At 46.8% G+C, this 26,086-nt stretch carries 18 protein-coding genes, 1 tRNA gene and 3 rRNA genes; 15 read left to right on the top strand and 7 right to left on the bottom strand.

Annotation, left to right across the window (positions count from 1 at the left end):
- Window positions 1-376 precede the first annotated feature (376 nt).
- From mioC to ravA, 4 genes are all read right to left on the bottom strand, one after another.
- Window positions 377-820, bottom strand: coding sequence for an FMN-binding protein MioC (gene mioC, locus PCO85_00005; GenBank protein ID WJV53925.1), 444 nt, complete (start codon window positions 818-820; stop codon window positions 377-379).
- A gap of 90 nt (window positions 821-910) precedes the next feature.
- Complete coding sequence (gene asnC, locus PCO85_00010) at window positions 911-1,372, bottom strand: transcriptional regulator AsnC (GenBank protein WJV53926.1); 462 nt, start codon at window positions 1,370-1,372, stop codon at window positions 911-913.
- Window positions 1,373-1,533: 161 nt separating this feature from the next.
- The gene (viaA, locus tag PCO85_00015) at window positions 1,534-3,009 is read right to left on the bottom strand and encodes an ATPase RavA stimulator ViaA (protein WJV53927.1); all 1,476 of its coding nucleotides are present in this window, start codon (window positions 3,007-3,009) and stop codon (window positions 1,534-1,536) included.
- Window positions 3,010-3,014: 5 nt separating this feature from the next.
- Entirely contained in the window at window positions 3,015-4,511 is a 1,497-nt protein-coding gene (gene ravA / locus PCO85_00020) for an ATPase RavA (GenBank protein WJV53928.1), read from the bottom strand.
- A gap of 257 nt (window positions 4,512-4,768) precedes the next feature.
- Here ravA and kup point away from each other — a divergent pair, with 257 nt between their 5' ends.
- The 11 genes from kup (at window position 4,769) to rrf (ending at window position 18,329) form a co-directional block, all read left to right on the top strand.
- On the top strand, window positions 4,769-6,637 hold the full coding sequence (kup, locus tag PCO85_00025; GenBank protein WJV53929.1) for a low affinity potassium transporter Kup: 1,869 nt from the start codon (window positions 4,769-4,771) through the stop codon (window positions 6,635-6,637).
- A gap of 277 nt (window positions 6,638-6,914) precedes the next feature.
- Entirely contained in the window at window positions 6,915-7,334 is a 420-nt protein-coding gene (gene rbsD / locus PCO85_00030; protein ID WJV53930.1) for a D-ribose pyranase, read from the top strand.
- A gap of 7 nt (window positions 7,335-7,341) precedes the next feature.
- The gene (rbsA, locus tag PCO85_00035; protein ID WJV53931.1) at window positions 7,342-8,847 is read left to right on the top strand and encodes a ribose ABC transporter ATP-binding protein RbsA; all 1,506 of its coding nucleotides are present in this window, start codon (window positions 7,342-7,344) and stop codon (window positions 8,845-8,847) included.
- A 7-nt stretch (window positions 8,848-8,854) separates the two neighbouring features.
- The gene (gene rbsC, locus PCO85_00040) at window positions 8,855-9,823 is read left to right on the top strand and encodes a ribose ABC transporter permease (GenBank protein WJV53932.1); all 969 of its coding nucleotides are present in this window, start codon (window positions 8,855-8,857) and stop codon (window positions 9,821-9,823) included.
- A gap of 25 nt (window positions 9,824-9,848) precedes the next feature.
- Window positions 9,849-10,736 carry a ribose ABC transporter substrate-binding protein RbsB gene (gene rbsB / locus PCO85_00045; GenBank protein ID WJV53933.1) on the top strand — a complete coding sequence of 296 codons (888 nt, stop codon included), beginning with the start codon at window positions 9,849-9,851 and terminating at the stop codon, window positions 10,734-10,736.
- A gap of 64 nt (window positions 10,737-10,800) precedes the next feature.
- On the top strand, window positions 10,801-11,727 hold the full coding sequence (rbsK, locus tag PCO85_00050; GenBank protein ID WJV53934.1) for a ribokinase: 927 nt from the start codon (window positions 10,801-10,803) through the stop codon (window positions 11,725-11,727).
- Between the two features lie 12 nt (window positions 11,728-11,739).
- Window positions 11,740-12,732, top strand: coding sequence for a ribose operon transcriptional repressor RbsR (rbsR, locus tag PCO85_00055; GenBank protein ID WJV56186.1), 993 nt, complete (start codon window positions 11,740-11,742; stop codon window positions 12,730-12,732).
- Window positions 12,733-13,168: 436 nt separating this feature from the next.
- Window positions 13,169-14,714: ribosomal RNA gene (locus PCO85_00060) — 16S ribosomal RNA — on the top strand.
- 81 nt (window positions 14,715-14,795) lie between these two features.
- A tRNA-Glu gene (locus PCO85_00065) sits at window positions 14,796-14,871 on the top strand.
- 224 nt (window positions 14,872-15,095) lie between these two features.
- Window positions 15,096-18,104, top strand: a 23S ribosomal RNA gene (locus PCO85_00070).
- A 109-nt stretch (window positions 18,105-18,213) separates the two neighbouring features.
- Window positions 18,214-18,329 (top strand): 5S ribosomal RNA (gene rrf / locus PCO85_00075).
- The 16S, 23S and 5S rRNA genes sit together here with 1 tRNA gene alongside, the layout of an rRNA operon.
- A 160-nt stretch (window positions 18,330-18,489) precedes the next feature.
- On the opposite strand, the gene mobB is transcribed toward rrf, so the two are convergent.
- Both mobB and mobA read right to left on the bottom strand, forming a co-directional pair.
- On the bottom strand, window positions 18,490-19,014 hold the full coding sequence (gene mobB, locus PCO85_00080; GenBank protein ID WJV53935.1) for a molybdopterin-guanine dinucleotide biosynthesis protein MobB: 525 nt from the start codon (window positions 19,012-19,014) through the stop codon (window positions 18,490-18,492).
- Window positions 19,004-19,582: a molybdenum cofactor guanylyltransferase MobA gene (gene mobA / locus PCO85_00085; GenBank protein WJV53936.1), complete on the bottom strand. Its 579-nt coding sequence runs from the start codon at window positions 19,580-19,582 to the stop codon at window positions 19,004-19,006. The genes mobB and mobA overlap by 11 nt, the downstream gene beginning before the upstream one ends.
- A 121-nt stretch (window positions 19,583-19,703) precedes the next feature.
- On the opposite strand from mobA, the gene PCO85_00090 reads away from it, so the two are divergent.
- The 4 genes from PCO85_00090 to polA all read left to right on the top strand — a co-directional run bounded on the left by PCO85_00090 (window position 19,704) and on the right by polA (window position 24,830).
- Window positions 19,704-19,973 carry a YihD family protein gene (locus PCO85_00090; protein ID WJV53937.1) on the top strand — a complete coding sequence of 90 codons (270 nt, stop codon included), beginning with the start codon at window positions 19,704-19,706 and terminating at the stop codon, window positions 19,971-19,973.
- A 63-nt stretch (window positions 19,974-20,036) separates the two neighbouring features.
- Entirely contained in the window at window positions 20,037-21,023 is a 987-nt protein-coding gene (locus PCO85_00095; GenBank protein WJV55944.1) for a serine/threonine protein kinase, read from the top strand.
- Window positions 21,024-21,049: 26 nt separating this feature from the next.
- A complete protein-coding gene (dsbA, locus tag PCO85_00100) occupies window positions 21,050-21,673 on the top strand; it encodes a thiol:disulfide interchange protein DsbA (protein ID WJV53938.1) in 624 nt (207 codons plus the stop codon).
- Between the two features lie 367 nt (window positions 21,674-22,040).
- Window positions 22,041-24,830: a DNA polymerase I gene (polA, locus tag PCO85_00105; GenBank protein ID WJV53939.1), complete on the top strand. Its 2,790-nt coding sequence runs from the start codon at window positions 22,041-22,043 to the stop codon at window positions 24,828-24,830.
- Between the two features lie 448 nt (window positions 24,831-25,278).
- On the opposite strand, the gene yihA is transcribed toward polA, so the two are convergent.
- Window positions 25,279-25,914, bottom strand: coding sequence for a ribosome biogenesis GTP-binding protein YihA/YsxC (yihA, locus tag PCO85_00110; GenBank protein ID WJV53940.1), 636 nt, complete (start codon window positions 25,912-25,914; stop codon window positions 25,279-25,281).
- Window positions 25,915-26,086: the final 172 nt, after the last annotated feature.

The following is a 26,086-nucleotide window of genomic DNA, read 5'->3' on the forward strand; positions in this document are numbered from 1 at the left end:
GGTACTACACCTCGAGTGGTTGCGAATGATCGTTACTAACCTTGGGTGAGGGATTCTACTCAAGTTTATGCTAATGACCAAATGTGTTGGATCGTCGTGTAATTAAAGAAAGATCTTTTTATTTAAAGATCTTCTTATTAGATCTCTTATTAGGATCGACATGTTCTGTGGATAAGGCATGATCCTTTAATGAGATCAATCGATTACTGTTGATCACTAGTTGTGAATGATCGGTGATCCCAGACAGTATAAGCTGGGATCTAAACCTCTAGTTATGCACAGATTAAAAAACAATCTAACGTTGTTATTGGGATAACTACGGGTTTTACCCTGCTTTTTAAGTGTTTTATCCACAGTTAACTGCTGTATAAATAAGCTATCTGAGTAAATTAACCCATGATCCCAACCATTCTTCTGCGGGATCTTCCGGAATTTCATGTTGGGTTATGTCGATCATCAGGAGATCACCGATCCTTTTTGCGCCTCGATCCTGTAATAGATGATCAACGGTGATTATCGCACCGCAGAATGTGTCATATTCTTTACTGCCTATACCAATGGCACCAAAACGAACCTGGGACAGATCGGGTTTTTGTTCTTCCAGTGCTTCAAACAGCGGCTGTAAGTTATCAGGGATATCACCTGCGCCATGAGTCGATGTGACAACCAACCACAAACCGTTGTCCGGAATTTCATTCAGATCAGGCCCATGTAGCATAACGGTGGAAAACCCCTTTTTTTTCAATAACTCTTCCAAATGTTCGGCTACATACTCCGCACTACCGAGTGTACTGCCGCTGATAAGGGTTATGTCAGTCATACATGATCTCACCTGATTAAAGACGAGACATTGTACGCTGTGATTTTTGTGGGATCTACCTGTGGACAATCGGGGGATAAGAATAAAGTATCAAGGAGCAATGGTGCGCATGATCGGGTTCTGTAGTGAGATCAGTGTTTCTGTGGACTGAATTTCATCAATTGTTTGGATCTTGTTGATAAGTACATGTTGTAAGGCGTCGATGGAACGGCACATGACCTTAATAAAGATACTGTAATGACCCGTGGTGTAATAAGCCTCTACCACTTCTTCCAGATTGTTCAGTTTTTCCAGTGCTGAAGGATAGTCTTTGGCACTTTTCAGAATAATGCCGATGAAACAGCACACATCGTACCCCAGCTGTTTAGGGTTCACATCAAGTCGGGTACCTATAATGATACCAGCCTGTTTCATCTTTTCTACTCGTACGTGAATGGTTCCCGGGCTGACGGCAAACTGCTTTGCCAGTTCGGCATAAGGTGTTCGGGCATTATCCATTAATACACTAAGAATGCCGCGATCAAGGTCATCAAGGGAATAAGTGTCGGCCATGAAATAGACTCTTTGCTTACTGTTTGGGTGCATTTACTGCTTACAGTATGATTGATCAATGTTTATAGCGAATAATTTTTTTTTCGTTAAAGAAAGAGTGAGTCCATTAAACAATAAGCACAATAAATGCTGAAACTTGTTTATAAGTAATAAGCAACGAATTATTTTTTTTCATGATGGAAACGACGCAAAAGACGGCTTTTCAAGCCGGTATCGAAGCGCCAGATATGATCGAATATCCGTAATATTCCGGGCTTGCCGTGATCGGACATAGCGACAGCGTGGAAACGGTGATGAAGTTGTTGTTGGCGATGTCTGACCTTATTGATGACGTCGTCAGGCAGTCTCTGAGCAATAAAATCAGAAATAACGACGGCATCGGCATCCCGCCATGATGAATCGTTCATTTTATCCATTAGTGTTGTTATACAGTTCGTTAGATCAGTACCGCCGCGAAATGTTTGATTAAGAAAACGAATTGCCTGTTCAATTCCGTCTGCTGAAGTCAATTCATAACTTATTATCTCGTTAGAGAACAACATAATATAACAACGGCGATTATCCGCCAGAGCCACTCGCATCAAAGCCAGACAAAATGCTTTTGCGCAGCGTTCGTTAAATCCCCCCATAGAACCAGAAGTATCGACACAGACGATAAATGGCCCTCGAGGTTGTTGTTCATTCTGTTGATGGGTTACGGGTCGTTCTACTGTTTTTTCACGCCAATTTTCGCCCTGCAGGCGATAGGTCAATAGTTGGTGTTCCATGAGTCGCCGGTAAAATTCGTATTCCAGTTCGTCGATACCCACGGTGGAGAGTTCGGTGGGTAATAGCCGCAGAATATCGTCGCTCTGATGAATACCGTTCACCTGTTCGGGCAGGGTGGCGAGTTCCCGAACCATCACTCGGAATTCCTCTTTTTGCGCATCGTGACTCAGGATAGATTTGGTTTCCTGGCTGCGACCCAGTCTTTCCGCCAAACGTTGTAGTTCAGGCTGTTGTTTCAGGAAGTTGCCAATATCCAGCAGCGCTTTGAGATCGGTTTTTATCAGCTTACTGGCACTGAGATCCCACAACCGACCAGCGGCTGTTTCATTTTCAGCCAGAATGGGTTCTAGCGCTCCGCTCAGTGTTAAACGCCGCTGTAGTTCATCCAGCAGATTATCCCGTTCCTGTTCCATTATCTGCTGGTGCAGGGTCAGTGTTTGCAATGTCAGACTGACATGCCATCGCTGCATAAATAAGGAGTGCAAACCACTGGTTATTTTTTGTTCAATCTGGCGTTCGGGTGTGTTAATCAGTTTATCTGCTGGAGAGAAAAACGGTGAATCTACCGTGTTCAGCATAGACATTATTTTAGGTAGACTGGCTTGAAATGTCTGGCTGCTGGCTAACCGAGTGTTTTGATAACAATTGAACTCTTTTTCCAGATCTGGAGGCGTCTGAGTGCTGCGCAACCGTTGTTTGAGGTTATCCTTCCACATTGGAAGGTCGTTCAATAGTGCTTTTTTCAGACGAGGATACTTTTCGAAATACATCACAAACTGAGGCGTAGCCAGCAGTGTGGCAATGAGATCATCCAACAGATCGTTTTCATCAATGGACAATAGCATCTCTAAAGATTCCAGCGTCAGCATTGTTTTTACTCCCGTTGTGACTGTTCTATCTGTTCATTGACCTGTTGCAGACTTTCTTCAATCTTTGCCAACCACTCTTTAGGGACAAACAAACAAGGTTGATGTCGTTCAAATAGTCGCCGTTGTTCCTGTAATTGAATTTTCAGCGTTTCGTATTCCTGAGCGATATCTTCCGGCAGAGTACAATTTATTTTATCTGGTAGCGATAAAATTGAACTTTGTAAGCTGATATCCCTGATGATCAGATACTGATGTTCGTCCACCAGCATATCCAACGGCTGACTAAACCCTACGTTATTCAGTTTACCGCGGATTTCGCCACCTTTTTGCAACCAACTGGTTAATTTTTCTCTGTCTATAATCACATGGGTTACGGTGTGATCCTTGATAATCAACGGTTTTTGCAGTACCAACGTGAGTGTCGGCGTTGTTATGCTATCAGGTAGCGTGTAATGTGGTGTTCTGCCAAAGAAAGAACCTTGTTTTTCAACTCTGAATGCCTGCAACTCACTCTGTTGTTGCTGGTATTGCTGACGCTTTGTATTTAATTGCTGCAACCGGAACAATAGTGTCCTTTGTTGATAGGATTGTTCAGTCATCAACAACTCTAACTGTTGCTCCACTAGATGGAGTGAGTCAAGATCGTGCCATAAACAGTCTTTTAGCAGGATGATATCCACAGATGTAATTGATTCACGACCACTGAAAAAGGCACAGGCTTTCAACAGGCGAATTGCTTTTTTCCATCGCCGATCAGAGATATAAGGGGCGTTTTCCTGCGTTTCCAGTTGTTGGCGTAATTGGTAAATCAGCTCAAAACAAATCCCCGGTAAGGGGATGTTATCGATATCGGACTGCCATTGGTGGTATTCTTCATCGCTGACGCTAAGCCCAGTGCTGACCGGATTTTCGTTGTCATTACTGTTGCTGGTGAGTAATGCGAGGAAATTATGTTTGTCCTGCACCCGATCAAGCCACAGGCGGATGAGCATGCGGTCATACAATGCTTCCAGGCTGTTGTCGGCTTCAGGTAATTCATTGGATGCGGTAACCAATAAACGCATAGGAATGGGATCTTCACTATTACCATTGCGAAAACGGCGTTCATTTATTGCTGTTAGTAAGGTGTTTAGAATGGCGGGGCCCGCTTTCCATATTTCATCCAGAAAGACGATTTCAGCTTCCGGCAGATAACCGGTAGTCAAACGCTGATAGCGTCCTTCATCTTTCAATGCCTGAATAGATAGCGGACCGAATACTTCTTCTGGTGTAGAGAAGCGAGTCATCAGATATTCAAAGGCAATAGCGTGTTTAAAGGCATATTTAAGACGCCTGGCTATCAGACTCTTTGCTATCCCGGGAGGGCCTAATAAAAAGACGCTCTCGCCGCTTAGCGCAGCCAGAAGGCATAGACGAATGGCGTGCTGCCGTTCATAAAGACCGTGTTCAAGGGCGTGGCTGAGTCGAGCAATTCTGTCAGCCAGTGCTGTGGGCTGTATCATAATTAATCCATCGTTCCCGTGTGTTGCAGCCAGGAAGTGCAAAAATAAACGTCAAAAGACTACTTTTTACTCATACTCTGTTTGTTGATTATTGGCACTGTTAGTGATGTTAATCAATAAAGGTTCCTTACCAAATAGGCAAACGGTAATTTAAAAAATAGGTTTTTGCGGCGATTTGTGCATACTGTGCGTTTTCGGGCTAGTGCAACCAGGAATGGTCCGATTCGTTAATAAATTAATAACAGAAGACAAGGTTTATGAGTTCTGAACATAAACGTTCACTTCCGGCAATAACGCTGGCTGCGATTGGGGTGGTCTATGGTGATATTGGTACCAGCCCTCTGTATACGCTTCGAGAGTGTCTGTCCGGACAATTTGGTTTTGGGGTCGAACCTGATTCCGTATTCGGTTTTCTCTCTCTGATTTTTTGGCTTTTGATTCTGGTCGTGTCCCTGAAATATCTCACCTATGTGATGCGTGCGGATAATGCGGGTGAAGGTGGCATACTGACGTTAATGTCTCTCGCCGGGCGAAACACATCAGATCGAATGACCTCTGTGCTAGTGATCATGGGCTTGATCGGTGGCAGTTTTTTTTATGGAGAGGTTGTTATTACACCGGCTATTTCAGTGCTGTCAGCGATTGAAGGTCTGGATATTGCTGCCCCTTCTCTGGATTCTTACATTATCCCCATTTCCGTTGTTGTACTGACGTTGTTGTTTATGATTCAGAAACATGGAACAGGAAGCGTGGGAAAATTGTTTGCCCCAGTGATGTTACTGTGGTTTTTGTCTCTGGGAATTCTTGGTGCCCGCGGTGTTATCGCCAATCCGGAAGTGTTACAGGCGCTGAATCCTAAATGGGCGATTAACTTTTTTATTGAATATAAGTTGGTGGCTTTTTTCGCGCTTGGTGCCGTGGTACTTGCTATTACCGGGGTGGAAGCTCTTTATGCCGATATGGGGCACTTTGGTAAATTACCCATTCGAATTGCCTGGTTTTCGGCGGTGCTGCCTTCACTAGTGTTGAATTATTTCGGGCAAGGGGCGTTACTGCTGAAAGACCCTGATGCCATCAAAAACCCATTTTTCCTTCTGGCACCTGACTGGGCATTGATACCGTTATTGATTCTGGCAACCTTGGCAACCATCATTGCATCTCAGGCAGTTATTTCCGGCGTGTTTTCCTTAACTCGTCAGGCGGTTCGACTTGGCTATTTACCACCAATGCGTATTGTTCATACCTCTGACATGGAATCCGGGCAGATTTATATTCCGGCAGTTAACTGGTTGTTATATATCGCTGTGGTCATTGTGATTGTCAGCTTTGAACACTCCAGTAATCTGGCGGCCGCATATGGTATCGCGGTGACGGGTACGATGGTGTTGACCAGTATTCTTTCCTGTACCGTGGCAATCAAAAACTGGCACTGGTATCGCTATCTGGTGTGGTTGTTACTTGTCGTATTATTGATGATCGATTTGCCTATGTTCCTGGCTAATATGAGCAAGATTATTTCCGGTGGCTGGCTACCTCTGACGTTGGGATTGGTGATGTTTATCATCATGACGACCTGGAAAAGCGAACGCTTTGGCTTGTTGCGTCGTATTCATGAGCATGGAAACTCACTGGATGCGATGATTGTTTCACTGGAGAAGAATCCGCCAGTGCGCGTGCCAGGAACCGCTGTCTATCTCTCCCGCGCTACTCATGTGATTCCTTTTGCACTGTTGCATAACCTGAAACATAACAAGATATTGCATGAACGCGTAGTATTGATGACCATCAGGACGGAAGATGCGCCTTATGTACATAATGCCAAACGGGTATCAGTGGAGCAGCTGTCCGCCTCATTCTGGCGTGTGATTGCCAGTTACGGTTGGCGTGAAACACCTAATGTGGAAGAGGTCTTCCACCGTTGCTGGCAAGATGGCTTAACCTGTCAAATGATGGAAACCACTTTTTTCCTGTCTAATGAATCGTTGAGTATGGGGAAACGTCCATGGTATCTGCGCTTGCGTGGTAAATTGTTCATGATGCTGAGCCGTAATGCGCTACGCGCTGCTGATCAGTTTGAAATACCACCTAACCGATTGATTGAATTGGGTATTCAGGTGGAAATATGATAAGTAAGTCGAACGTAAAAATGATGTGAATACACCCTATCTGTGCGAACCGTGCCATCCCCGGCACGGTTATTTTATTAATCCATAATTATCAGTCTTACTGCTTACCAGACGATTAACGCATCACTTTTCATATTCAGACGCTACAGTTCTTACTTTTGTTGAACAAGCGAAACGTTTCGATGATGATCACATTTTGATAATATTATCGTTGCCTTCTTGCGATGTTTTTTTACACTATCCTGAAAGCGAAACGTTTCGCTGTTAGGATGAGAATATGAAAAAAGGTGCGTTGCTAAATTCCGAAGTTTCTTCTGTGATTTCCCGGCTTGGGCATACCGATCAAATTGTGATTGGGGACGCGGGTTTACCCATTCCGGAAATAACGACCCGTATCGATCTGGCATTAACCCACAATGTACCTACTTTTTTGCAGATACTTGAAGTGGTAACAACAGAGATGCAGGTTGAGGCAGCCATTCTGGCCGAAGAAATTATCGAGAAAAATCCACAACTCCATGACGCATTGCTTAATCATTTAAAACAACTTGAGCTACACCAGGGAAACTTAATTTCATTGCATTACATAAGCCATGAAGATTTTAAAAAACAAAGTGGAAAAAGCCGGGCTATCATTCGCAGCGGAGAGTGCTCTCCCTATGCGAATGTGATCCTTTGTGCTGGCGTAACGTTCTGAGGCATAGATGGAACCTTTACTGCAATTGCAAGGCATCACCAAAACCTTCCCCGGTGTGAAGGCACTCTCAGGCGCAGCCCTGAATGTCTATCCCGGTAAAGTAATGGCGTTGGTGGGAGAAAATGGCGCCGGTAAGTCCACCATGATGAAAGTACTGACCGGTATCTATCGTAAAGATGCGGGTAGTATTCATTTTCTGGGCAAGGAGGTGGATTTCAGCGGCCCTAAAGCATCTCAGGAAGCGGGTATAGGGATTATTCATCAGGAGTTAAACCTGATTCCTCAACTGACGATTGCAGAAAATATTTTTTTGGGTCGTGAATTTACTAATCGTTTTGGTCGTATCGACTGGGCGCAGATGTACGCTGAGGCAAATAAACTGCTTCAGCGTCTTAATCTGCGTTATGACAGCCGTCGTCTGGTGGGAGATCTCTCCATTGGTGAGCAACAAATGGTGGAGATTGCCAAGGTATTAAGCTTCGAATCCAAAGTCATCATTATGGATGAACCGACCGATGCGTTGACGGATACTGAAACGGCCTCGCTGTTCAAAGTGATTAAAGAGCTTCAGTCCCATGGTTGCGGCATTGTTTACATCTCTCATCGCCTGAAAGAAATCTTTGAAATCTGCGACGACGTCACGGTATTCCGTGACGGTCAGTTTATCGGGGAGAGCCCGGTCAATGATTTACAGGAAGACGCTCTTATCGAAATGATGGTGGGCCGCAAGTTGGAAGATCAATATCCTCGGCTTGATCAGGCACCCGGTGACGTGCGCTTGCAGGTGACTGAGCTTTCTGGTCCCGGCGCAAAAAATGTAAGCTTTTCGCTGCGTAAAGGTGAAATTCTTGGTGTAGCGGGATTGATGGGTGCCGGCCGTACCGAGTTGATGAAAATTCTTTATGGCGCATTACCCCGTACCCACGGTTCTGTGTTCCTTGATGGGCGTGAAATTATTACCCATTCGCCACAAGATGGGTTGGTAAATGGGATCGTCTACATTTCTGAAGACCGCAAACGTGATGGTTTGGTGTTAGGCATGTCGGTGAAAGAGAATATGTCGTTGACGGCATTACGTTACTTTAGCCGAAAAGGTGGTTCACTCAAGCATGCCGAGGAACAACAGGCGGTCAGTGATTTTATCCGGATGTTCAATATTCGTACGCCGACAATGGAGCAGACTATCGGTCTGTTGTCCGGTGGTAACCAGCAGAAGGTCGCCATTGCCCGTGGTTTGATGACGCGACCGAAAATCTTGATCCTTGATGAACCAACCCGCGGTGTGGATGTTGGGGCAAAGAAGGAGATCTATCAGCTAATCAATCAATTCAAACAAGAAGGGCTGAGTATCATTCTGGTGTCATCGGAAATGCCTGAAATTTTAGGTATTAGCGATCGCATTATTGTTATGCATGAAGGCTGCCTGAGCGGTGAATTCCCGATTGAGCAAGCTACCCAGGAAACGCTGATGGCTGCGGCTGTTGGTAAGCAATACGGCGCAAAGCAGGAGTAAATCACATATGAATTCCCAATCTGTTACAGCAAAACGCTGGTTCAGCAAAGAGTGGCTGCTGGAACAAAAATCGTTGATTGCCCTGTTGATTCTTATCGCTGTGGTTTCTTCGATGAGTCCCAATTTTTTTACGCTGAATAATCTGTTCAATATTCTGCAGCAAACTTCTGTTAACGCCATCATGGCTGTGGGAATGACGCTGGTTATCCTGACATCGGGTATTGATCTTTCCGTCGGTTCGCTATTGGCGCTGACTGGCGCTGTTGCCGCTTCAATTGTCGGGATGGAAATCAATGCACTGGTTGCTATATTCAGTGCGTTGGCACTCGGGGCAGTGATTGGTGCCGGTACTGGTGTTATTGTCGCCAAAGGTCGGGTTCAGGCGTTTATCGCTACGCTGGTGATGATGATGCTGCTGCGTGGTGTCACCATGGTGTATACCAGTGGAAGTCCTATTAATACCGGTTTTTCTGCACAAGCAGATGCGTTAGGCTGGTTTGGCATCGGACGTCCTTTAGGTGTACCTACGCCAATCTGGATTATGGCGGTGGTATTCCTTGCTGCCTGGTACATGCTGCACCATACCCGCATTGGGCGTTATATCTATGCGTTGGGTGGTAATGAAGCGGCGACCCGTCTTTCAGGGATCAGTGTCGACAAGGTTAAAATTGTCGTCTATTCATTGTGCGGTCTGTTATCGGCGCTGGCGGGTATCATCGAAGTTGCTCGTTTGTCTTCGGCTCAGCCAACGGCAGGGACGGGTTATGAGCTGGACGCCATTGCGGCGGTTGTGCTGGGTGGTACCAGTTTGTCTGGTGGTAAAGGGCGTGTCTTTGGAACGTTAATTGGTGCCCTGATTTTAGGGTTTTTGAATAACGGACTAAATCTATTAGGTGTTTCTTCTTACTATCAGATGATCGTCAAGGCAGTCGTTATTTTGCTGGCGGTTTTGGTAGATAACAAAAGCAGTAAATAACCTTCATTCACACAGGAATTGAGATATGAATTTAAAGAAGCTTGCTACTCTAGTTTCCGCTATTGCTCTGAGTGCTACGGTCAGTACCAACGCTATGGCAAAGGATACTATTGCCCTGGTGATTTCTACGTTAAATAACCCTTTCTTTGTTTCATTGAAAGACGGAGCGCAAAAAGAAGCGGATAAACTGGGTTATAACCTGGTTGTACTGGACTCTCAAAACAATCCAGCTAAAGAACTGGCCAACGTGCAGGATTTAACCGTGCGTGGTACCAAAGTGTTACTGATCAACCCGACTGATTCTGACGCCGTGGGCAACGCCGTTAAAATGGCTAATAAGGCCAAGATTCCAGTGATAACGCTAGACCGTGTTGCTGCCAGTGGTGAAGTCGTGAGTCATGTCGCTTCTGATAACACATTCGGCGGTAAAATTGCTGGCGATTTTATCGCTAGAAAACTGGGCGAAGGTGCCAAAGTTATTCAACTGGAAGGTCTTGCCGGGACTTCTGCCGCACGTGAACGTGGTGCTGGCTTTATGAAATCAGCCGAGAAAAACAAGTTTGTCATTCTGGCCAGCCAGCCAGCTGACTTCGATCGTACCAAAGGTCTGAATGTAATGCAGAACTTGCTGACGGCGCATCCTAATGTACAAGCTGTATTCGCTCAGAATGACGAAATGGCATTGGGTGCAATTCGTGCGTTGCAGATTGCGGGTAAAAATGGCGTCATGGTTGTTGGCTTTGACGGTACGGCAGACGGCATTAAAGCGGTTGAAAGTGGCAAAATGGCAGCGACTGTAGCTCAACGTCCGGATCAGATCGGCGTGATCGGTGTTGAAACTGCGGATAGAGTGCTGAAAGGCGAAAAAGTACAGGCCATCATTCCTGTTGATCTGAAATTGGTTACCAAATAATAAAAAGCGGTGCGGTGTGCCACTCTGACTGAGTGGCACACGATTAACTTTGGGGTTTTACGTAATGAAATCAGGCAAGCTGGTAGTATTGGGCAGTATCAATGCGGACCATATTCTGAATCTCGAGCAGTTTCCCCGGCCGGGTGAAACGGTGATCGGTAAGCAATATGGTGTGGCATTTGGTGGTAAAGGTGCCAATCAGGCTGTAGCTGCCGGACGTAGTGGAGCAGTTATTTCTTTTATCGCCTGCGTGGGTGATGATGATATTGGTACTCGCGTTCGTCAGCAGCTTGTCAGCGACAATATTGATGTTTCTGCTGTAGAAAAGATATCCGGAGAGACGACAGGTGTCGCGCTGATTTTCGTTAATGGCGAAGCTGAGAATATGATCGGTATTCATGCCGGAGCCAACGCTGCCGTCACACCAGCGTACCTCAAGTTGTATCAGCAAAAAATCATTGATGCATCGGCGTTGTTAATGCAGTTGGAATCTCCGTTGGAAACTGTTACTGCCGCTGCCAGGCTGGCACATGAACAGGGAACGCAGGTTATTCTTAACCCTGCACCTGCTTGTCATCTTCCAGACGAGTTGTTATCGCTGGTGGATATGATTACGCCTAATGAAACTGAAGCGCAGATCCTGACTGGTGTTGCTGTTGAAACGGAAGAAGACGCTCAGCGAGCTGCCCAGGTATTGCACGGTAAAGGTATTAAAACGGTACTGATCACATTAGGAAGTCGTGGCGTCTGGTTGAGTGAACAGGGGCAGGGACAACGTATTCCTGGTTTCCGCGTGAAAGCGGTTGATACTATCGCCGCTGGTGATACGTTCAACGGTGCGTTAGTGACTGCGTTACTGGAAAAACAGCCTATGGCGACCGCGGTGAGGTTTGCTCATGCTGCTGCCGCTATTGCCGTGACACGTTATGGCGCGCAACCCTCAGTACCATGGCGTGAAGAGATCGATGCTTTCTTGCAAGCACAGGGGTGATCTTTGACCACAATGAAAGATGTTGCCCGTCTCGCCGGGGTCTCGACTTCAACCGTTTCCCACGTTATCAATAACAATCGCTTTGTCAGCGATGCAATTCGTAACAAAGTGATGAATGTGGTCGATCAGTTGAATTATGCGCCGTCGGCGGTGGCTCGCAGTCTTAAGATCAATCAGACCAGAACTATTGGAATGTTACTCACCGCCAGTAGCAACCCGTTTTATGCTGAAGTAGTGCGTGGCGTAGAGCGTTGTTGTTATGAACGCGGATATAGTCTGATTCTATGTAATACCGAAGGTGATCATGACCGCATGAGCCGCAGTTTAGAAACATTGCTGCAAAAGCGGGTCGATGGATTACTGCTTATGTGCACTGAAAGTTATATGCCGTCACCGGACATTCTTCGCCGCTACCCGTCAATACCTACTGTGATGATGGACTGGGCACCTTTTGAAGGGAGCAGTGACGTCATTAAGGACAACTCTCTACAGGGTGGAGAGATGGCAACAAACTATCTTATTTCGCAAGGCTACCAGAAAATAGCCTGTATTGCCGGGCCACAAGATAAGACAACCGCCTATAACCGACTTGTGGGGTATCGCAATGCGATGAATCAGGCTGGATTATCCGTTTTTGATGACTATGTGATGGTTGGTGATTTTGAGTTCGAAACTGGCTTTCGCGCTATGCAGCAACTGCTGCTGTTAAAAGATCGACCTGATGCCGTATTTACCAGTAATGATGCAATGGCTGTTGGTGTTTACCATGCTTTGTATCAGGCGGGGCTCTCTGTTCCTGATGATATGTCTGTCGTAGGTTATGATGATATTGAGCTGGCCCGTTATATGTCACCGCCTTTGACGACGATTCATCAGCCAAAGGATGAGCTGGGTGAACTGGCGATAGATACGCTACTACATCGGTTGGAACATCCTGATACTGAGCCGAATGTCCTGGTTCTTACACCAGAATTGATAGTTCGGGAATCCGTTGGTAAACGGTAAGTCATTCTCCGCATATACTCCGCTATAAGCACCGAAAAGATCAGCATAACGTGGTTTATTCCCGCGTATCGGTGAAAAAAAAACGCACTTGTGATTTTTTTTGCAATTACCCCTTGTCAGGCCAGGAGAAGTGCCTATAATGCGCCTCCACTGACCCGGTGCTGGTGGACAACACAACGCCGAGTCAGGCGGGGAAAAACGAATTATTCGTTGACTCTGCAAGAGGATAGCGTAATATACGCGACCTCACGTCAGCGGCAGTGCCGCGACGAACGCTCTTTAACAATATAATCAGACAATCTGTGTGGGCACTCACAGGACCCTATCGTAATCAATACGAAAAGACTTGAAGAGTGACTGACAGTAAATTCATTACGAATAAACAGTTATAAATTCTTTGAGCATCGCTTCTTCAGAAGCATATCAAACAAATCTTAAATTGAAGAGTTTGATCATGGCTCAGATTGAACGCTGGCGGCAGGCCTAACACATGCAAGTCGAGCGGCAGCGGGGGGGGAAGCTTGCTTCCCCGCCGGCGAGCGGCGGACGGGTGAGTAATGTCTGGGGATCTGCCTGATGGAGGGGGATAACTACTGGAAACGGTAGCTAATACCGCATGACGTCGCAAGACCAAAGTGGGGGACCTTAGGGCCTCACGCCATTGGATGAACCCAGATGGGATTAGCTGGTAGGTGAGGTAATGGCTCACCTAGGCGACGATCTCTAGCTGGTCTGAGAGGATGACCAGCCACACTGGAACTGAGACACGGTCCAGACTCCTACGGGAGGCAGCAGTGGGGAATATTGCACAATGGGGGAAACCCTGATGCAGCCATGCCGCGTGTATGAAGAAGGCCTTCGGGTTGTAAAGTACTTTCAGCGGGGAGGAAGGGGAGCACTTTAATAGAGTGTTTCATTGACGTTACCCGCAGAAGAAGCACCGGCTAACTCCGTGCCAGCAGCCGCGGTAATACGGAGGGTGCAAGCGTTAATCGGAATGACTGGGCGTAAAGCGCACGCAGGCGGTCTGTTAAGTTGGATGTGAAATCCCCGGGCTTAACCTGGGAACTGCATTCAAAACTGACAGACTAGAGTCTCGTAGAGGGGGGGTAGAATTCCAGGTGTAGCGGTGAAATGCGTAGAGATCTGGAGGAATACCGGTGGCGAAGGCGGCCCCCTGGACGAAGACTGACGCTCAGGTGCGAAAGCGTGGGGAGCAAACAGGATTAGATACCCTGGTAGTCCACGCTGTAAACGATGTCGACTTGAAGGTTGTGGCCTTGAGCCGTGGCTTTCGGAGCTAACGCGTTAAGTCGACCGCCTGGGGAGTACGGCCGCAAGGTTAAAACTCAAATGAATTGACGGGGGCCCGCACAAGCGGTGGAGCATGTGGTTTAATTCGATGCAACGCGAAGAACCTTACCTACTCTTGACATCCTCAGAAGAGACTGGAGACAGACTCGTGCCTTCGGGAACTGAGAGACAGGTGCTGCATGGCTGTCGTCAGCTCGTGTTGTGAAATGTTGGGTTAAGTCCCGCAACGAGCGCAACCCTTATCCTTTGTTGCCAGCGCGTAATGGCGGGAACTCAAGGGAGACTGCCGGTGATAAACCGGAGGAAGGTGGGGATGACGTCAAGTCATCATGGCCCTTACGAGTAGGGCTACACACGTGCTACAATGGCGCATACAAAGAGAAGCGAACTCGCGAGGGCAAGCGGACCTCATAAAGTGCGTCGTAGTCCGGATTGGAGTCTGCAACTCGACTCCATGAAGTCGGAATCGCTAGTAATCGTAGATCAGAATGCTACGGTGAATACGTTCCCGGGCCTTGTACACACCGCCCGTCACACCATGGGAGTGGGTTGCAAAAGAAGTAGGTAGCTTAACCTTCGGGAGGGCGCTTACCACTTTGTGATTCATGACTGGGGTGAAGTCGTAACAAGGTAACCGTAGGGGAACCTGCGGTTGGATCACCTCCTTACCAAAGATAGTGGTAATGTGAAGTGCTCACACAGATTGTCTGATGAAAACAGAGCGCGCGTCTGCGAAGCCGACATGATGTGTCCCCTTCGTCTAGAGGCCTAGGACACCGCCCTTTCACGGCGGTAACAGGGGTTCGAATCCCCTAGGGGACGCCAAAAATGACAGTGGGTGAAAGGCACGGTCAACGATAACCTAAAGCTGATTAGCGATAGTCAGGTTTATGTTATTTGCTCTTTAACAATCTGGAACAAGCTGAAAATTGAAACGATACAGCGAAACCTGGCCTTGATGGCGGGGATGTTGCTGTATCAGAGTCTCTCAAATAATTGCAGCGCGAGGTGGTCTTGCTCTTCATGAAAAAGACACCTTCGGGTTGTGAGGTTAAGCGACTAAGCGTACACGGTGGATGCCTAGGCAGTCAGAGGCGATGAAGGGCGTGCTAATCTGCGAAAAGCGTCGGCAAGGTGATATGAACCGTTATAGCCGACGATACCCGAATGGGGAAACCCAGTGTGTTCCGACACACTATCATGACATGAATACATAGTGGCATGAGGCGAACCGGGGGAACTGAAACATCTCAGTACCCCGAGGAAAAGAAATCAACCGAGATTCCCCCAGTAGCGGCGAGCGAACGGGGAAGAGCCCAGAACCTGAATCAGTTTGTGCATCAGTGGAAGCGTCTGGAAAGTCGCACGGTACAGGGTGACAGTCCCGTACACGAAAATGCACGTGCTGTGAGTTCGACGAGTAGGGCGGGACACGAGATATCCTGTCTGAAGATGGGGGGACCATCCTCCAAGGCTAAATACTCCTGACTGACCGATAGTGAACCAGTACCGTGAGGGAAAGGCGAAAAGAACCCCGGCGAGGGGAGTGAAACAGAACCTGAAACCGTGTACGTACAAGCAGTGGGAGCCCCACCACCAAAGCATTCTCTGGTGATGAAGGCACCGCAACAGCAGCATCGCGGTGGCGGCGCGTCTTTTGCGACGCCCAACACACAAAACAAGCGGTGAGTGCTTTGGGGTGGGGTGACTGCGTACCTTTTGTATAATGGGTCAGCGACTTATATTTTGTAGCAAGGTTAACCGAATAGGGGAGCCGCAGGGAAACCGAGTCTTAACTGGGCGTCAAGTTGCAAGGTATAGACCCGAAACCCGGTGATCTAGCCATGGGCAGGTTGAAGGTTGGGTAACACTAACTGGAGGACCGAACCGACTAATGTTGAAAAATTAGCGGATGACCTGTGGCTGGGGGTGAAAGGCCAATCAAACCGGGAGATAGCTGGTTCTCCCCGAAAGCTATTTAGGTAGCGCCTCGTGAAGTCATCTTCGGGGGTAGAGCACTGTTTCGACTAGGGGGCCATCCCGGCTTACCAACTCGATGCAAACTGCGAATACCGAAGAATGTTATCACGGGAGACACACGGCGGGTGCTAACGTCCGTCGTGAAGAGGGAAACAACCCAGACCGCCAGCTAAGGTCCCAAAGTCATGGTTAAGTGGGAAACGATGTGGGAAGGCCCAGACAGCCAGGATGTTGGCTTAGAAGCAGCCATCATTTAAAGAAAGCGTAATAGCTCACTGGTCGAGTCGGCCTGCGCGGAAGATGTAACGGGGCTAAACCATGCACCGAAGCTGCGGCAGCGACGCTTAGGCGTTGTTGGGTAGGGGAGCGTTCTGTAAGCCGTTGAAGGTGGTCTGTGAGGATTGCTGGAGGTATCAGAAGTGCGAATGCTGACATAAGTAACGATAATGCGGGTGAAAAACCCGCACGCCGGAAGACCAAGGGTTCCTGTCCAACGTTAATCGGGGCAGGGTGAGTCGACCCCTAAGGCGAGGCCGAAAGGCGTAGTCGATGGGAAACAGGTTAATATTCCTGTACTGGGTGTTACTGCGAAGGGGGGACGGAGAAGGCTATGTTGGCCGGGCGACGGTTGTCCCGGTTTAAGCGTGTAGGTGGGTGCTCCAGGCAAATCCGGAGCGCTGTCAACACCGAGGCGTGATGACGAGGCACTACGGTGTCGAAGTGACAAATGCCACGCTTCCAGGAAAAGCCCCTAAGCATCAGGTAACATCGAATCGTACCCCAAACCGACACAGGTGGTCAGGTAGAGAATACTCAGGCGCTTGAGAGAACTCGGGTGAAGGAACTAGGCAAAATGGTGCCGTAACTTCGGGAGAAGGCACGCTGTGCGAGGTGAAGTCCCTTGCGGACGGAGCGTTGCGCAGTCGCAGATACCAGCTGGCTGCAACTGTTTACTAAAAACACAGCACTGTGCAAACACGAAAGTGGACGTATACGGTGTGACGCCTGCCCGGTGCCGGAAGGTTAATTGATGGGGTAAGCCGCAAGGCGAAGCTCTTGATCGAAGCCCCGGTAAACGGCGGCCGTAACTATAACGGTCCTAAGGTAGCGAAATTCCTTGTCGGGTAAGTTCCGACCTGCACGAATGGCGTAATGATGGCCAGGCTGTCTCCACCCGAGACTCAGTGAAATTGAACTCGCTGTGAAGATGCAGTGTACCCGCGGCAAGACGGAAAGACCCCGTGAACCTTTACTATAGCTTGACACTGAACCTTGAGCCTTGATGTGTAGGATAGGTGGGAGGCTTCGAAGCGTGGACGCCAGTCTGCGTGGAGCCAACCTTGAAATACCACCCTTTGATGTTTGATGTTCTAACGTGGGCCCGTGAACCGGGTTGCGGACAGTGTCTGGTGGGTAGTTTGACTGGGGCGGTCTCCTCCCAAAGAGTAACGGAGGAGTACGAAGGTTAGCTAATCCTGGTCGGACATCAGGAGGTTAGTGCAAAGGCATAAGCTAGCTTGACTGCGAGAGTGACGGCTCGAGCAGGTGCGAAAGCAGGTCTTAGTGATCCGGTGGTTCTGAATGGAAGGGCCATCGCTCAACGGATAAAAGGTACTCCGGGGATAACAGGCTGATACCGCCCAAGAGTTCATATCGACGGCGGTGTTTGGCACCTCGATGTCGGCTCATCACATCCTGGGGCTGAAGTAGGTCCCAAGGGTATGGCTGTTCGCCATTTAAAGTGGTACGCGAGCTGGGTTTAGAACGTCGTGAGACAGTTCGGTCCCTATCTGCCGTGGGCGTTGGAAGATTGAGGGGGTTGCTCCTAGTACGAGAGGACCGGAGTGAACGCACCACTGGTGTACGGGTTGTGATGCCAATTGCATTGCCCGGTAGCTACGTGCGGAAGAGATAACCGCTGAAAGCATCTAAGCGGGAAACTTGCCCCGAGATGAGTCTTCCCTGGGCCTTCAAGGCCCCTGAAGGGACGTTTAAGACGAAGACGTTGATAGGCTGGGTGTGTAAGCGCAGTGATGCGTTGAGCTGACCAGTACTAATGACCCGAGAGGCTTAACCTTACAACACCCAAGGTGTTTTGGAATGAGAGACGAGATATTTTCAGTGATGTTCCGGTATTGGTTCTGATGGTTGCGCGGAAGTGTGACGGTTGGAACGAAACAGAATTTGCCTGGCGGCGATAGCGCGGTGGTCCCACCTGACCCCATGCCGAACTCAGCAGTGAAACGCCGTAGCGCCGATGGTAGTGTGGGGTCTCCCCATGTGAGAGTAGGGAACTGCCAGGCATTCAACTAGTAGACGAAGCCCTCTGTGAAAGCAGAGGGCTTTTTCACGTCTGTCGTGTTGATGCAGTCGGGAGGCACGGAGGGATATCTGCCCAGCATGTCGCCGCCGGGCCACTATCAAATAACGGTAAACCTTCAGTGGATACCGCGGGTTTTTGTGTTAATTATTCTTTTTTGCTTCAAGCCAGTGGGAAATAAAACTGACAATATGTGTTGGCTGGTTAATATCAAGCAGAGGGAGCGTGGTATTCAGTTTTTCGTCACTGGCTACCGCGAGAGTAAAACTATCTATAATATCGGTAAAAGATCGATTTATTGCACGGCGAAACAGAACTATTTTGTCTATCTTCTCTTGTTTGAAACCCTCAACTAGAATCAAATCCAACGTTGATGTATCCATTCGACTGGCCAGATAATGTAAATCAGGTTCTTGTTGTTCCGGTGTTTCTGTCATTAATGCCCAGCGCTCGGTATTGGCGATGAGCGTTTGATCTGCTCCTGCTTTACGCAATTCATAGCTATCTTTTCCCGGGGTATCGATGTCCATATTATGATGAGTGTGTTTAATAAGGCCCACACGTATACCTGAGTTTTTCAGTAATGGGATAAGTTGTTTAAGCAGCGTTGTCTTCCCTGTGCCACTGTAAGCAGCAAAAGCCAATAATGGAGGATGTTTAAATATCATAACGATCCTTATGCCACAGTTGCAGGTCATCGGTGGTATTGAAATTACGAAAAGCCTGAGGCTGATCAGAAAAAGAAACAGATTGGGCGTCTATTTCATTAAGGAATAACATTAACTTACGATCACCCTTTGCCAGATATTCATCAAGGGCTGATGCGAGATTAGTATGGATTAGCAGTAATGTAGGGTGTGCACGGTTGCCATCAGTTGCATAGGCTGCCTTTTTATCTCCACGACCTTGCCAAAGGCGTGAGACCAAATCCAGTGGTAAAGCCGGAACGTCACAAGGGACAAATATCACCCACTCCGTTTTCACCGTTACCAAGCCAGTCAGTACTCCGGCCAAAGGACCTGCATAATTTTTGTTTATGTCATTGACAACCGGATACCCGCTTTGCTGATAAATAACCTGATTACGATTAGCGTTGATAATTATTTTATCAACTTGCGGTGCTAATCGAGAGAGAACAAGTTGATACAAAGGTTTGCCATCAAGCTCCATTAGCCCTTTGTCTTTCCCCCCCATGCGGGTTGCCTGGCCCCCGGCCAGAATTACACCTGTGATCATGTTGTCTCAGCCTATAAGTAAATGATGTGTTATTTTCGAAAAAGTATGGCTAAAGGCCAAGTGCTTTCTTCATACTACTAAGACTTACTATTTTCGGCGGTTTAATTTTCAGGAGTCCACCATGAAATGTCATCGTGTAAATGAATTAATCGAATTGTTGCATTCGGCCTGGCAAAAAGAGCCGGATATGAATCTTGTGCAATTTTTACAAAAACTTGCACATGAAGCCGGGTTTGAAGGGGGGCTTAGCGATCTCACTGATGATATCCTTATTTATCATTTAAAGATGCGTGACACGAACGAAACGCAGCCTATTCCTGGTTTGCAGAAGGATTATGAGGCTGATTTCAAAACGGCATTACTGCGAGCCCGTGGCGTTATTAAGGATTGATATATCGGGGTATTTATCCCATGTTGTTTATTGATCGGAGTTGAGTCCCCTAAAATGGCAGTGATAAGCGATTCAGTTTTTAATTTTCAGACACTATCTCCTGATTTGATCATGGATGCGTTGTGGTCTGTTGGGGTGCGAGTTGACTCTGGTTTAACCGCGCTAAATAGCTATGAAAACCGAGTATACCAATTCAGCGATGAGAACAGAAAAAGGTACGTTGTGAAGTTTTACCGTCCTCAACGCTGGAAGGCTGAGCAAATTACTGAAGAGCATGCATTCGCTTGTGAGTTAGCGGAGGATGACATCCCCGTTGTTGCACCATTGTCTTTGCAGGAAAAGATGCTTAATGAACATGAAGGCTTCTTTTTTACGGTTTTTCCAAGCATTGGTGGGCGGCAATACGAAATGGATAATGATGAGCAACTGGAAGGTGTTGGTCGTTATTTAGGGCGTATCCATCAAATCGGGAATAAATCACTGTTTAAAGTACGTCCGACTATTGGTTTGGATGAATATTTGTATGAACCACGTAATACGTTGGCACAATGCCCTCTTATTCCGGCTGCTCTGCGTGACGTGTTTCTGCTGGCGACCGATCGTTTAATCAATGAAGTAAAGCGGTACTGGCGTACTGACTGGGTAGCCAAGCGTCTGCATGGAGACTGCCATCCAGGAAATATTCTATGGCGCGATGGGCCATTGTTTGTGGATCTTGATGATGCACGAAATGGACCGGCCATTCAGGATCTATGGATGCTCTTGCATGGTGAACGTCGTGAGCAGCGTATTCAGTTGGATATTCTGCTAGAGGCTTATAGCGAATTTGCGTCTTTTGATGAAACAGAACTTGCGCTTATTGAGCCATTACGAGCGATGCGAATGGTTCATTATTTGGCCTGGGTGGCCCGTCGTTGGCTAGATCCTGCTTTCCCCCGGAGCTTTCCGTGGATGCAGGACGCTGATTTTTGGTCAAAACAGGTAATTACCTTTACTGAGCAGGTTAAACTGTTGCAGGAACCACCTTTGCAACTGATGACGATGTACTGAAGTTATTAAATAGAGAGAAAACTGATATGAAGAATATATGGCTTTTACTGATTGGTGTCATAATGGCATTTAGTGCATCAGCTGCTGATTTTAGTAATGGCAAGCAATATGTTACGCTGGATAGGCCTGAAACTCAGGAGCCACAGGTTCTGGAGTTTTTTTCGTTTTATTGTCCTCATTGTTATCAGTTTGCTCGGATTTATCATATTCCTGGTGCAATACAAAAAGAGCTGCCAGCCGGTATTAAAATCACTAAATACCACGTTGATTTTCTAGGGCCCTTAGGAAAAGAATTGACTAAAGCCTGGGCTGTTGCTATTGCCTTGGGTATAGAGGATAAGATTGGCCCACTGATGTTTGATGCTGTTCAAAAAACGCAAACCGTAGAGAAACCGGAAGATATTCGTCAGGTTTTCATCGATGCCGGTGTAACAGGGGAAGAGTATGACAGTGCATTAAATAGCTTTGTGGTGAAATCTTTGGTTGTCCAACAGGAAAAAGCGGCCGCAGATTTACAGCTACGTGGTGTCCCATCCATATTTGTTAATGGCAAATACATGATAAAAAATGACGGACTGGATACCAGTTCAATGGATATTTACGTGAAGCAATATGCCGATGTAGTGAAATATTTGCTCACCAAAAAATAATCTTAATATAATGGTCACACCTTTGAACCTGGTGTGGCCGTTATTTGTTTTTAACACCGCAGTTATATCTAAAAAACATTTTTATTCACATCTGTCTATTGATTATATATATCCACAAAAATAATCTCCTCACATGTAAACTGAGTGTTGTTTTTAATTTATTGATTTTAAATAATTAATTAATATAACCGAAACTAATAATGTACTGTGAAATTATTTACTCATTTTCTATTCACAAACTTATCCACAGCTTTGATTTGCGAAGTATTATGCAAAAATCTTCACAATAACGCGTTAACATTCGTTTCTTGCCGTCACCTATGGCATGCTTAACCCATGACAAAAAACACAATGATCGCTACAAATTATGGCTCAGATTACTGAAAACCCTTTGATCCTGGTGGATGGTTCATCCTATTTATATCGTGCTTATCATGCTTTTCCCCCGTTAACCAATAGCGCAGGTGAACCTACTGGGGCGATGTATGGTGTACTTAACATGCTGCGAAGCTTATTACTCCAGTATCATCCCAGCCATGTGGCGGTGGTGTTTGATGCTAAAGGTAAAACGTTTCGTGATGAACTATTTGAAGATTACAAATCTCACCGTCCTCCGATGCCAGACGATCTGCGCGAACAGATAGAGCCTTTACACCGTATGGTGACGGCGATGGGATTGCCTTTGTTGGTGGTTTCTGGTGTAGAGGCAGATGATGTTATCGGCACTCTTTCTTTACAAGCAGAACGAGCCGGTATACCGGTATTGATTAGTACCGGTGATAAAGATATGGCTCAGTTGGTTACATCCAATATCACGCTGATCAATACGATGACCAATAGCATTCTTGGTCCTGAAGAGGTGTGCAATAAATATGGTATTCCTCCTGAGTTGATTATCGATTTTCTTGCCCTGATGGGGGACTCTTCCGATAACATTCCTGGCGTACCTGGGGTCGGTGAAAAGACCGCGCAGGCGTTGTTACAAGGATTGGGCGGATTGGATTCACTGTACGGAAATCTGGATAAAATTGCTGGTTTGTCTTTTCGCGGGGCGAAAACCATGGCGGCCAAGCTGGAACAACACAAAGAGATCGCCTATCTCTCCTATAAATTGGCCACTATCAAAACGGATGTTGAACTTGAATTGAATTGCGATCAATTAACTGTTAATGAGCCAAATGTTGTTGAACTGAGAGATCTGTTTGGTCATTACGAGTTTAAGCGTTGGTTAATTGATATTGAATCCGGAACATGGTTACAGGATAAAAAAAGTAACCTGGCCGTGCCGACAGTAATAAAAAAGATAGAAGAAAAGACGCAAGAAGAAAAAGTAAGCGTCCTGTCTCAGGACAATTACGTCACTATTCTGGATGAAAAAACCTTACAGGACTGGATAGCGCGTTTAAAGGCCGCTGAGGTGTTTGCTTTTGATACGGAAACAGACAGCCTGGACACCCTTGCCGCTAATCTGGTAGGGATGTCATTCGCGATTAAACCGGGTGAGGCTGCATATCTGCCCTTGGCTCACGACTATCTGGATGCACCTGAACAGCTCGATCGTACAAAGGTATTGGCAGCACTCAAACCGCTGCTGGAAGATGCCAGCTTACTGAAGATTGGTCAGAATCTAAAGTTTGATAAGGGTGTGATGATGCGCCACGGTATTGAGCTACGTGGTATTGCTTTTGATACCATGCTGGAATCCTATGTGTTGGATAGTGTTGCTGGCCGTCATGATATGGACAGTCTGTCTGCGCGTTATTTAAACCACAAAACTATTAGTTTTGAAGAAGTTGCCGGAAAAGGGAAAAACCAGCTAACTTTCAATCAGATTGCATTGGAACAGGCTGCACCCTATGCTGCTGAGGATGCTGACGTCACTTTGTATCTGCACCAGAAACTATGGGAACAGCTGAAGCAGCAACCTGAATTGCGCAAAGTTTTTCAGGATATAGATATGCCACTGGTGCCGGTGTTATCCCGAATGGAACGCACTGGGGTGCTGATTGATACTACTATTCTGGCAGAGCATTCGCGGGAACTGACACAACGCCTGGCGGAGTTGGAAGTAAAATCGTATGAGCTGGCAGGAGAAGAATTTAATTTATCTTCCCCCAAACAATTAGGCGCTATTCTTTATGAAAAACTGCAACTGCCGGTCATCAAAAAAACCCCGAAGGGCGCACCTTCCACCAATGAAGAAGTGTTGGCTGAGTTAGCGCTGGACTACCCTTTGCCAAAACTTCTTTTGGAACACCGTGGGCTGGCAAAACTGAAATCCACTTATACCGATAAATTACCGTTGATGATTAACCCGCTAACTAAGCGAGTACATACCTCTTATCATCAGGCAGTAACAGCAACGGGGCGTTTGTCTTCCAGTGACCCTAACTTGCAGAATATTCCAGTCCGTAATGATGAAGGTCGTCGTATTCGTCAGGCATTTATTGCGCCGAAAGGATACAGCATTATGGCGGCGGACTACTCTCAGATTGAATTGCGGATTATGGCGCACCTTTCTAAGGATGCTGGATTGCTTAAGGCATTTGCAGAAGGTAAGGATATTCACCGCGCAACGGCCTCTGAGGTGTTCGGTATCCCACTTGATAATGTCACCAGCGAACAGCGGCGAAGTGCCAAGGCAATTAACTTTGGTTTGATTTATGGTATGAGTGCCTTTGGGTTATCGCGCCAGCTAAATATTCCGCGTAAAGAATCTCAGCGTTACATGGATCTTTACTTCGAGCGTTATCCAGGGGTACAGCATTATATGGAACGGACACGTCAGCAGGCGGCCGCACAAGGATATGTGTCGACGCTGGACGGTCGACGTCTCTATTTACCGGATATTCACTCCCGTAACGCTATGGGCCGTAAAGCGGCTGAACGAGCGGCGATTAACGCGCCTATGCAAGGGACCGCTGCGGATATTATTAAAAAAGCGATGATCGCGATTGACGATTGGTTACAGCAGCAAGAGGAACCGTTAATCAAAATGATAATGCAGGTCCATGATGAACTGGTTTTTGAGGTGCATGATTCCGTATTGGATGTGGCCAGGCAGCAAATTAAAGCGCTGATGGAAGGGAGTATGCAATTAGACGTGCCCTTGCTGGTAGCTGTTGGTACTGGTCAAAACTGGGATCAGGCGCATTAACCTGCATTGCTGATGTTGTTTGTTTATACAGAGCTTGATGACAAAGAGTACGGTATTGCTTCTTGTGTATTTTTGTATCAAACAGTTACATCGTAAAAATGTGGCCTTTATGTAATTAAGCTACAGGATAGTGTGATCAAGTTTGGTTTTGTTTAAATGGTAGTCACTTTTTATGAAATTAAACAACAAAAAATCCTTTGTTCCAGTGAAAAAATAGGGTAGAGTTAAAGGCGTAGGGTACAGAGGTAAGATGTTCTATCTTTCAGACCTTTTACTTCACGTAATCGGATTTGGCTGAATGTTAGCCGCCCCGGTCAGTTTTCTGACCGGGGCGTTTTTTATGGGAATTATGTGGAATAGCTGGCGATAGTGGTAATGTAGTAGATGCAGATGCTATCGCCGTTTGCCAGAAAATGTCGTTAATGCCATCGACTGGCAATAATCAGTATTATTCGGCTGGTATTTCTTCTGTCGCAGAGTCCAATGTGCTGAACCAGCTATCTAATTTCTCACGTAATTTATCTACACCTGTTTTCTTCAGGGAAGAGAAGGTTTCTACTTGGATATCGCTCATAAACGGCAATACGGCTTCTCGTACCATTGTTAACTGTGATTTGCGGGCTCCAGACGTCAGTTTATCGGCTTTGGTCAGTAACACTAAAACCGGAAGATGGACAGTAGCAGCCCACTCCAGCATTTGTTGATCGAGATCTTTCAGTGGGTGGCGGATATCCATCAATACCACTAATCCCTTCAGGCAGTTACGCTTTTGCAGATACTCACCCAGAGCGTTCTGCCATTTTCGTTTCATTTCTTCCGGCACTTCGGCATAGCCGTAACCGGGCAGATCGACCAAGCGCACATCTTCGGTTACTTCAAATAGATTAATCAATTGAGTCCGACCTGGGGTTTTGCTGGTACGGGCCAGGTTTTTCTGATTGGTTAATGTGTTGAGTGCACTGGATTTACCGGCATTTGAGCGTCCAGCAAAGGCGACTTCAATACCGCTATCGGCGGGCAGATGGCGGATATCAGGGGCACTGATGACGAAACGGGTCACATGGTAGTTATATTGGTGGGTCACAATCTTCGTCTCTGTCTGGATCAATAATAGGTGAAGATTATACCTGTAACTGACAATAAAAGACGGGGTTTATCCGTACTGGTTCATTTACACCAGTAGGTGAAATGAGTTGAGAGAAGAAAAGTATCTTCAATGAAGTTGAATACTGTTTTATTGATACACTTTCTGCTAG

Origin of the sequence: Prodigiosinella aquatilis (genome assembly GCA_030388725.1) — a bacterium.
Classification (GTDB): domain Bacteria; phylum Pseudomonadota; class Gammaproteobacteria; order Enterobacterales; family Enterobacteriaceae; genus Prodigiosinella; species Prodigiosinella aquatilis.

Bases quoted from the DNA above. Each gene is read 5' to 3' on its own strand.
- polA (WJV53939.1), top strand. From the start codon at position 22,041: ATGGCTCAGATTACTGAAAACCCTTTGATCCTGGTGGATGGTTCATCC.
- rbsR (WJV56186.1), top strand. From the start codon at position 11,740: ATGAAAGATGTTGCCCGTCTCGCCGGGGTCTCGACTTCAACCGTTTCC.
- PCO85_00090 (WJV53937.1), top strand. From the start codon at position 19,704: ATGAAATGTCATCGTGTAAATGAATTAATCGAATTGTTGCATTCGGCC.
- asnC (WJV53926.1), bottom strand. From the start codon at position 1,372: ATGGCCGACACTTATTCCCTTGATGACCTTGATCGCGGCATTCTTAGT.
- rbsA (WJV53931.1), top strand. From the start codon at position 7,342: ATGGAACCTTTACTGCAATTGCAAGGCATCACCAAAACCTTCCCCGGT.
- ravA (WJV53928.1), bottom strand. From the start codon at position 4,511: ATGATACAGCCCACAGCACTGGCTGACAGAATTGCTCGACTCAGCCAC.
- rbsK (WJV53934.1), top strand. From the start codon at position 10,801: ATGAAATCAGGCAAGCTGGTAGTATTGGGCAGTATCAATGCGGACCAT.
- rbsC (WJV53932.1), top strand. From the start codon at position 8,855: ATGAATTCCCAATCTGTTACAGCAAAACGCTGGTTCAGCAAAGAGTGG.
- mioC (WJV53925.1), bottom strand. From the start codon at position 820: ATGACTGACATAACCCTTATCAGCGGCAGTACACTCGGTAGTGCGGAG.
- viaA (WJV53927.1), bottom strand. From the start codon at position 3,009: ATGCTGACGCTGGAATCTTTAGAGATGCTATTGTCCATTGATGAAAAC.
- kup (WJV53929.1), top strand. From the start codon at position 4,769: ATGAGTTCTGAACATAAACGTTCACTTCCGGCAATAACGCTGGCTGCG.
- rbsD (WJV53930.1), top strand. From the start codon at position 6,915: ATGAAAAAAGGTGCGTTGCTAAATTCCGAAGTTTCTTCTGTGATTTCC.
- mobB (WJV53935.1), bottom strand. From the start codon at position 19,014: ATGATATTTAAACATCCTCCATTATTGGCTTTTGCTGCTTACAGTGGC.
- dsbA (WJV53938.1), top strand. From the start codon at position 21,050: ATGAAGAATATATGGCTTTTACTGATTGGTGTCATAATGGCATTTAGT.
- rbsB (WJV53933.1), top strand. From the start codon at position 9,849: ATGAATTTAAAGAAGCTTGCTACTCTAGTTTCCGCTATTGCTCTGAGT.
- mobA (WJV53936.1), bottom strand. From the start codon at position 19,582: ATGATCACAGGTGTAATTCTGGCCGGGGGCCAGGCAACCCGCATGGGG.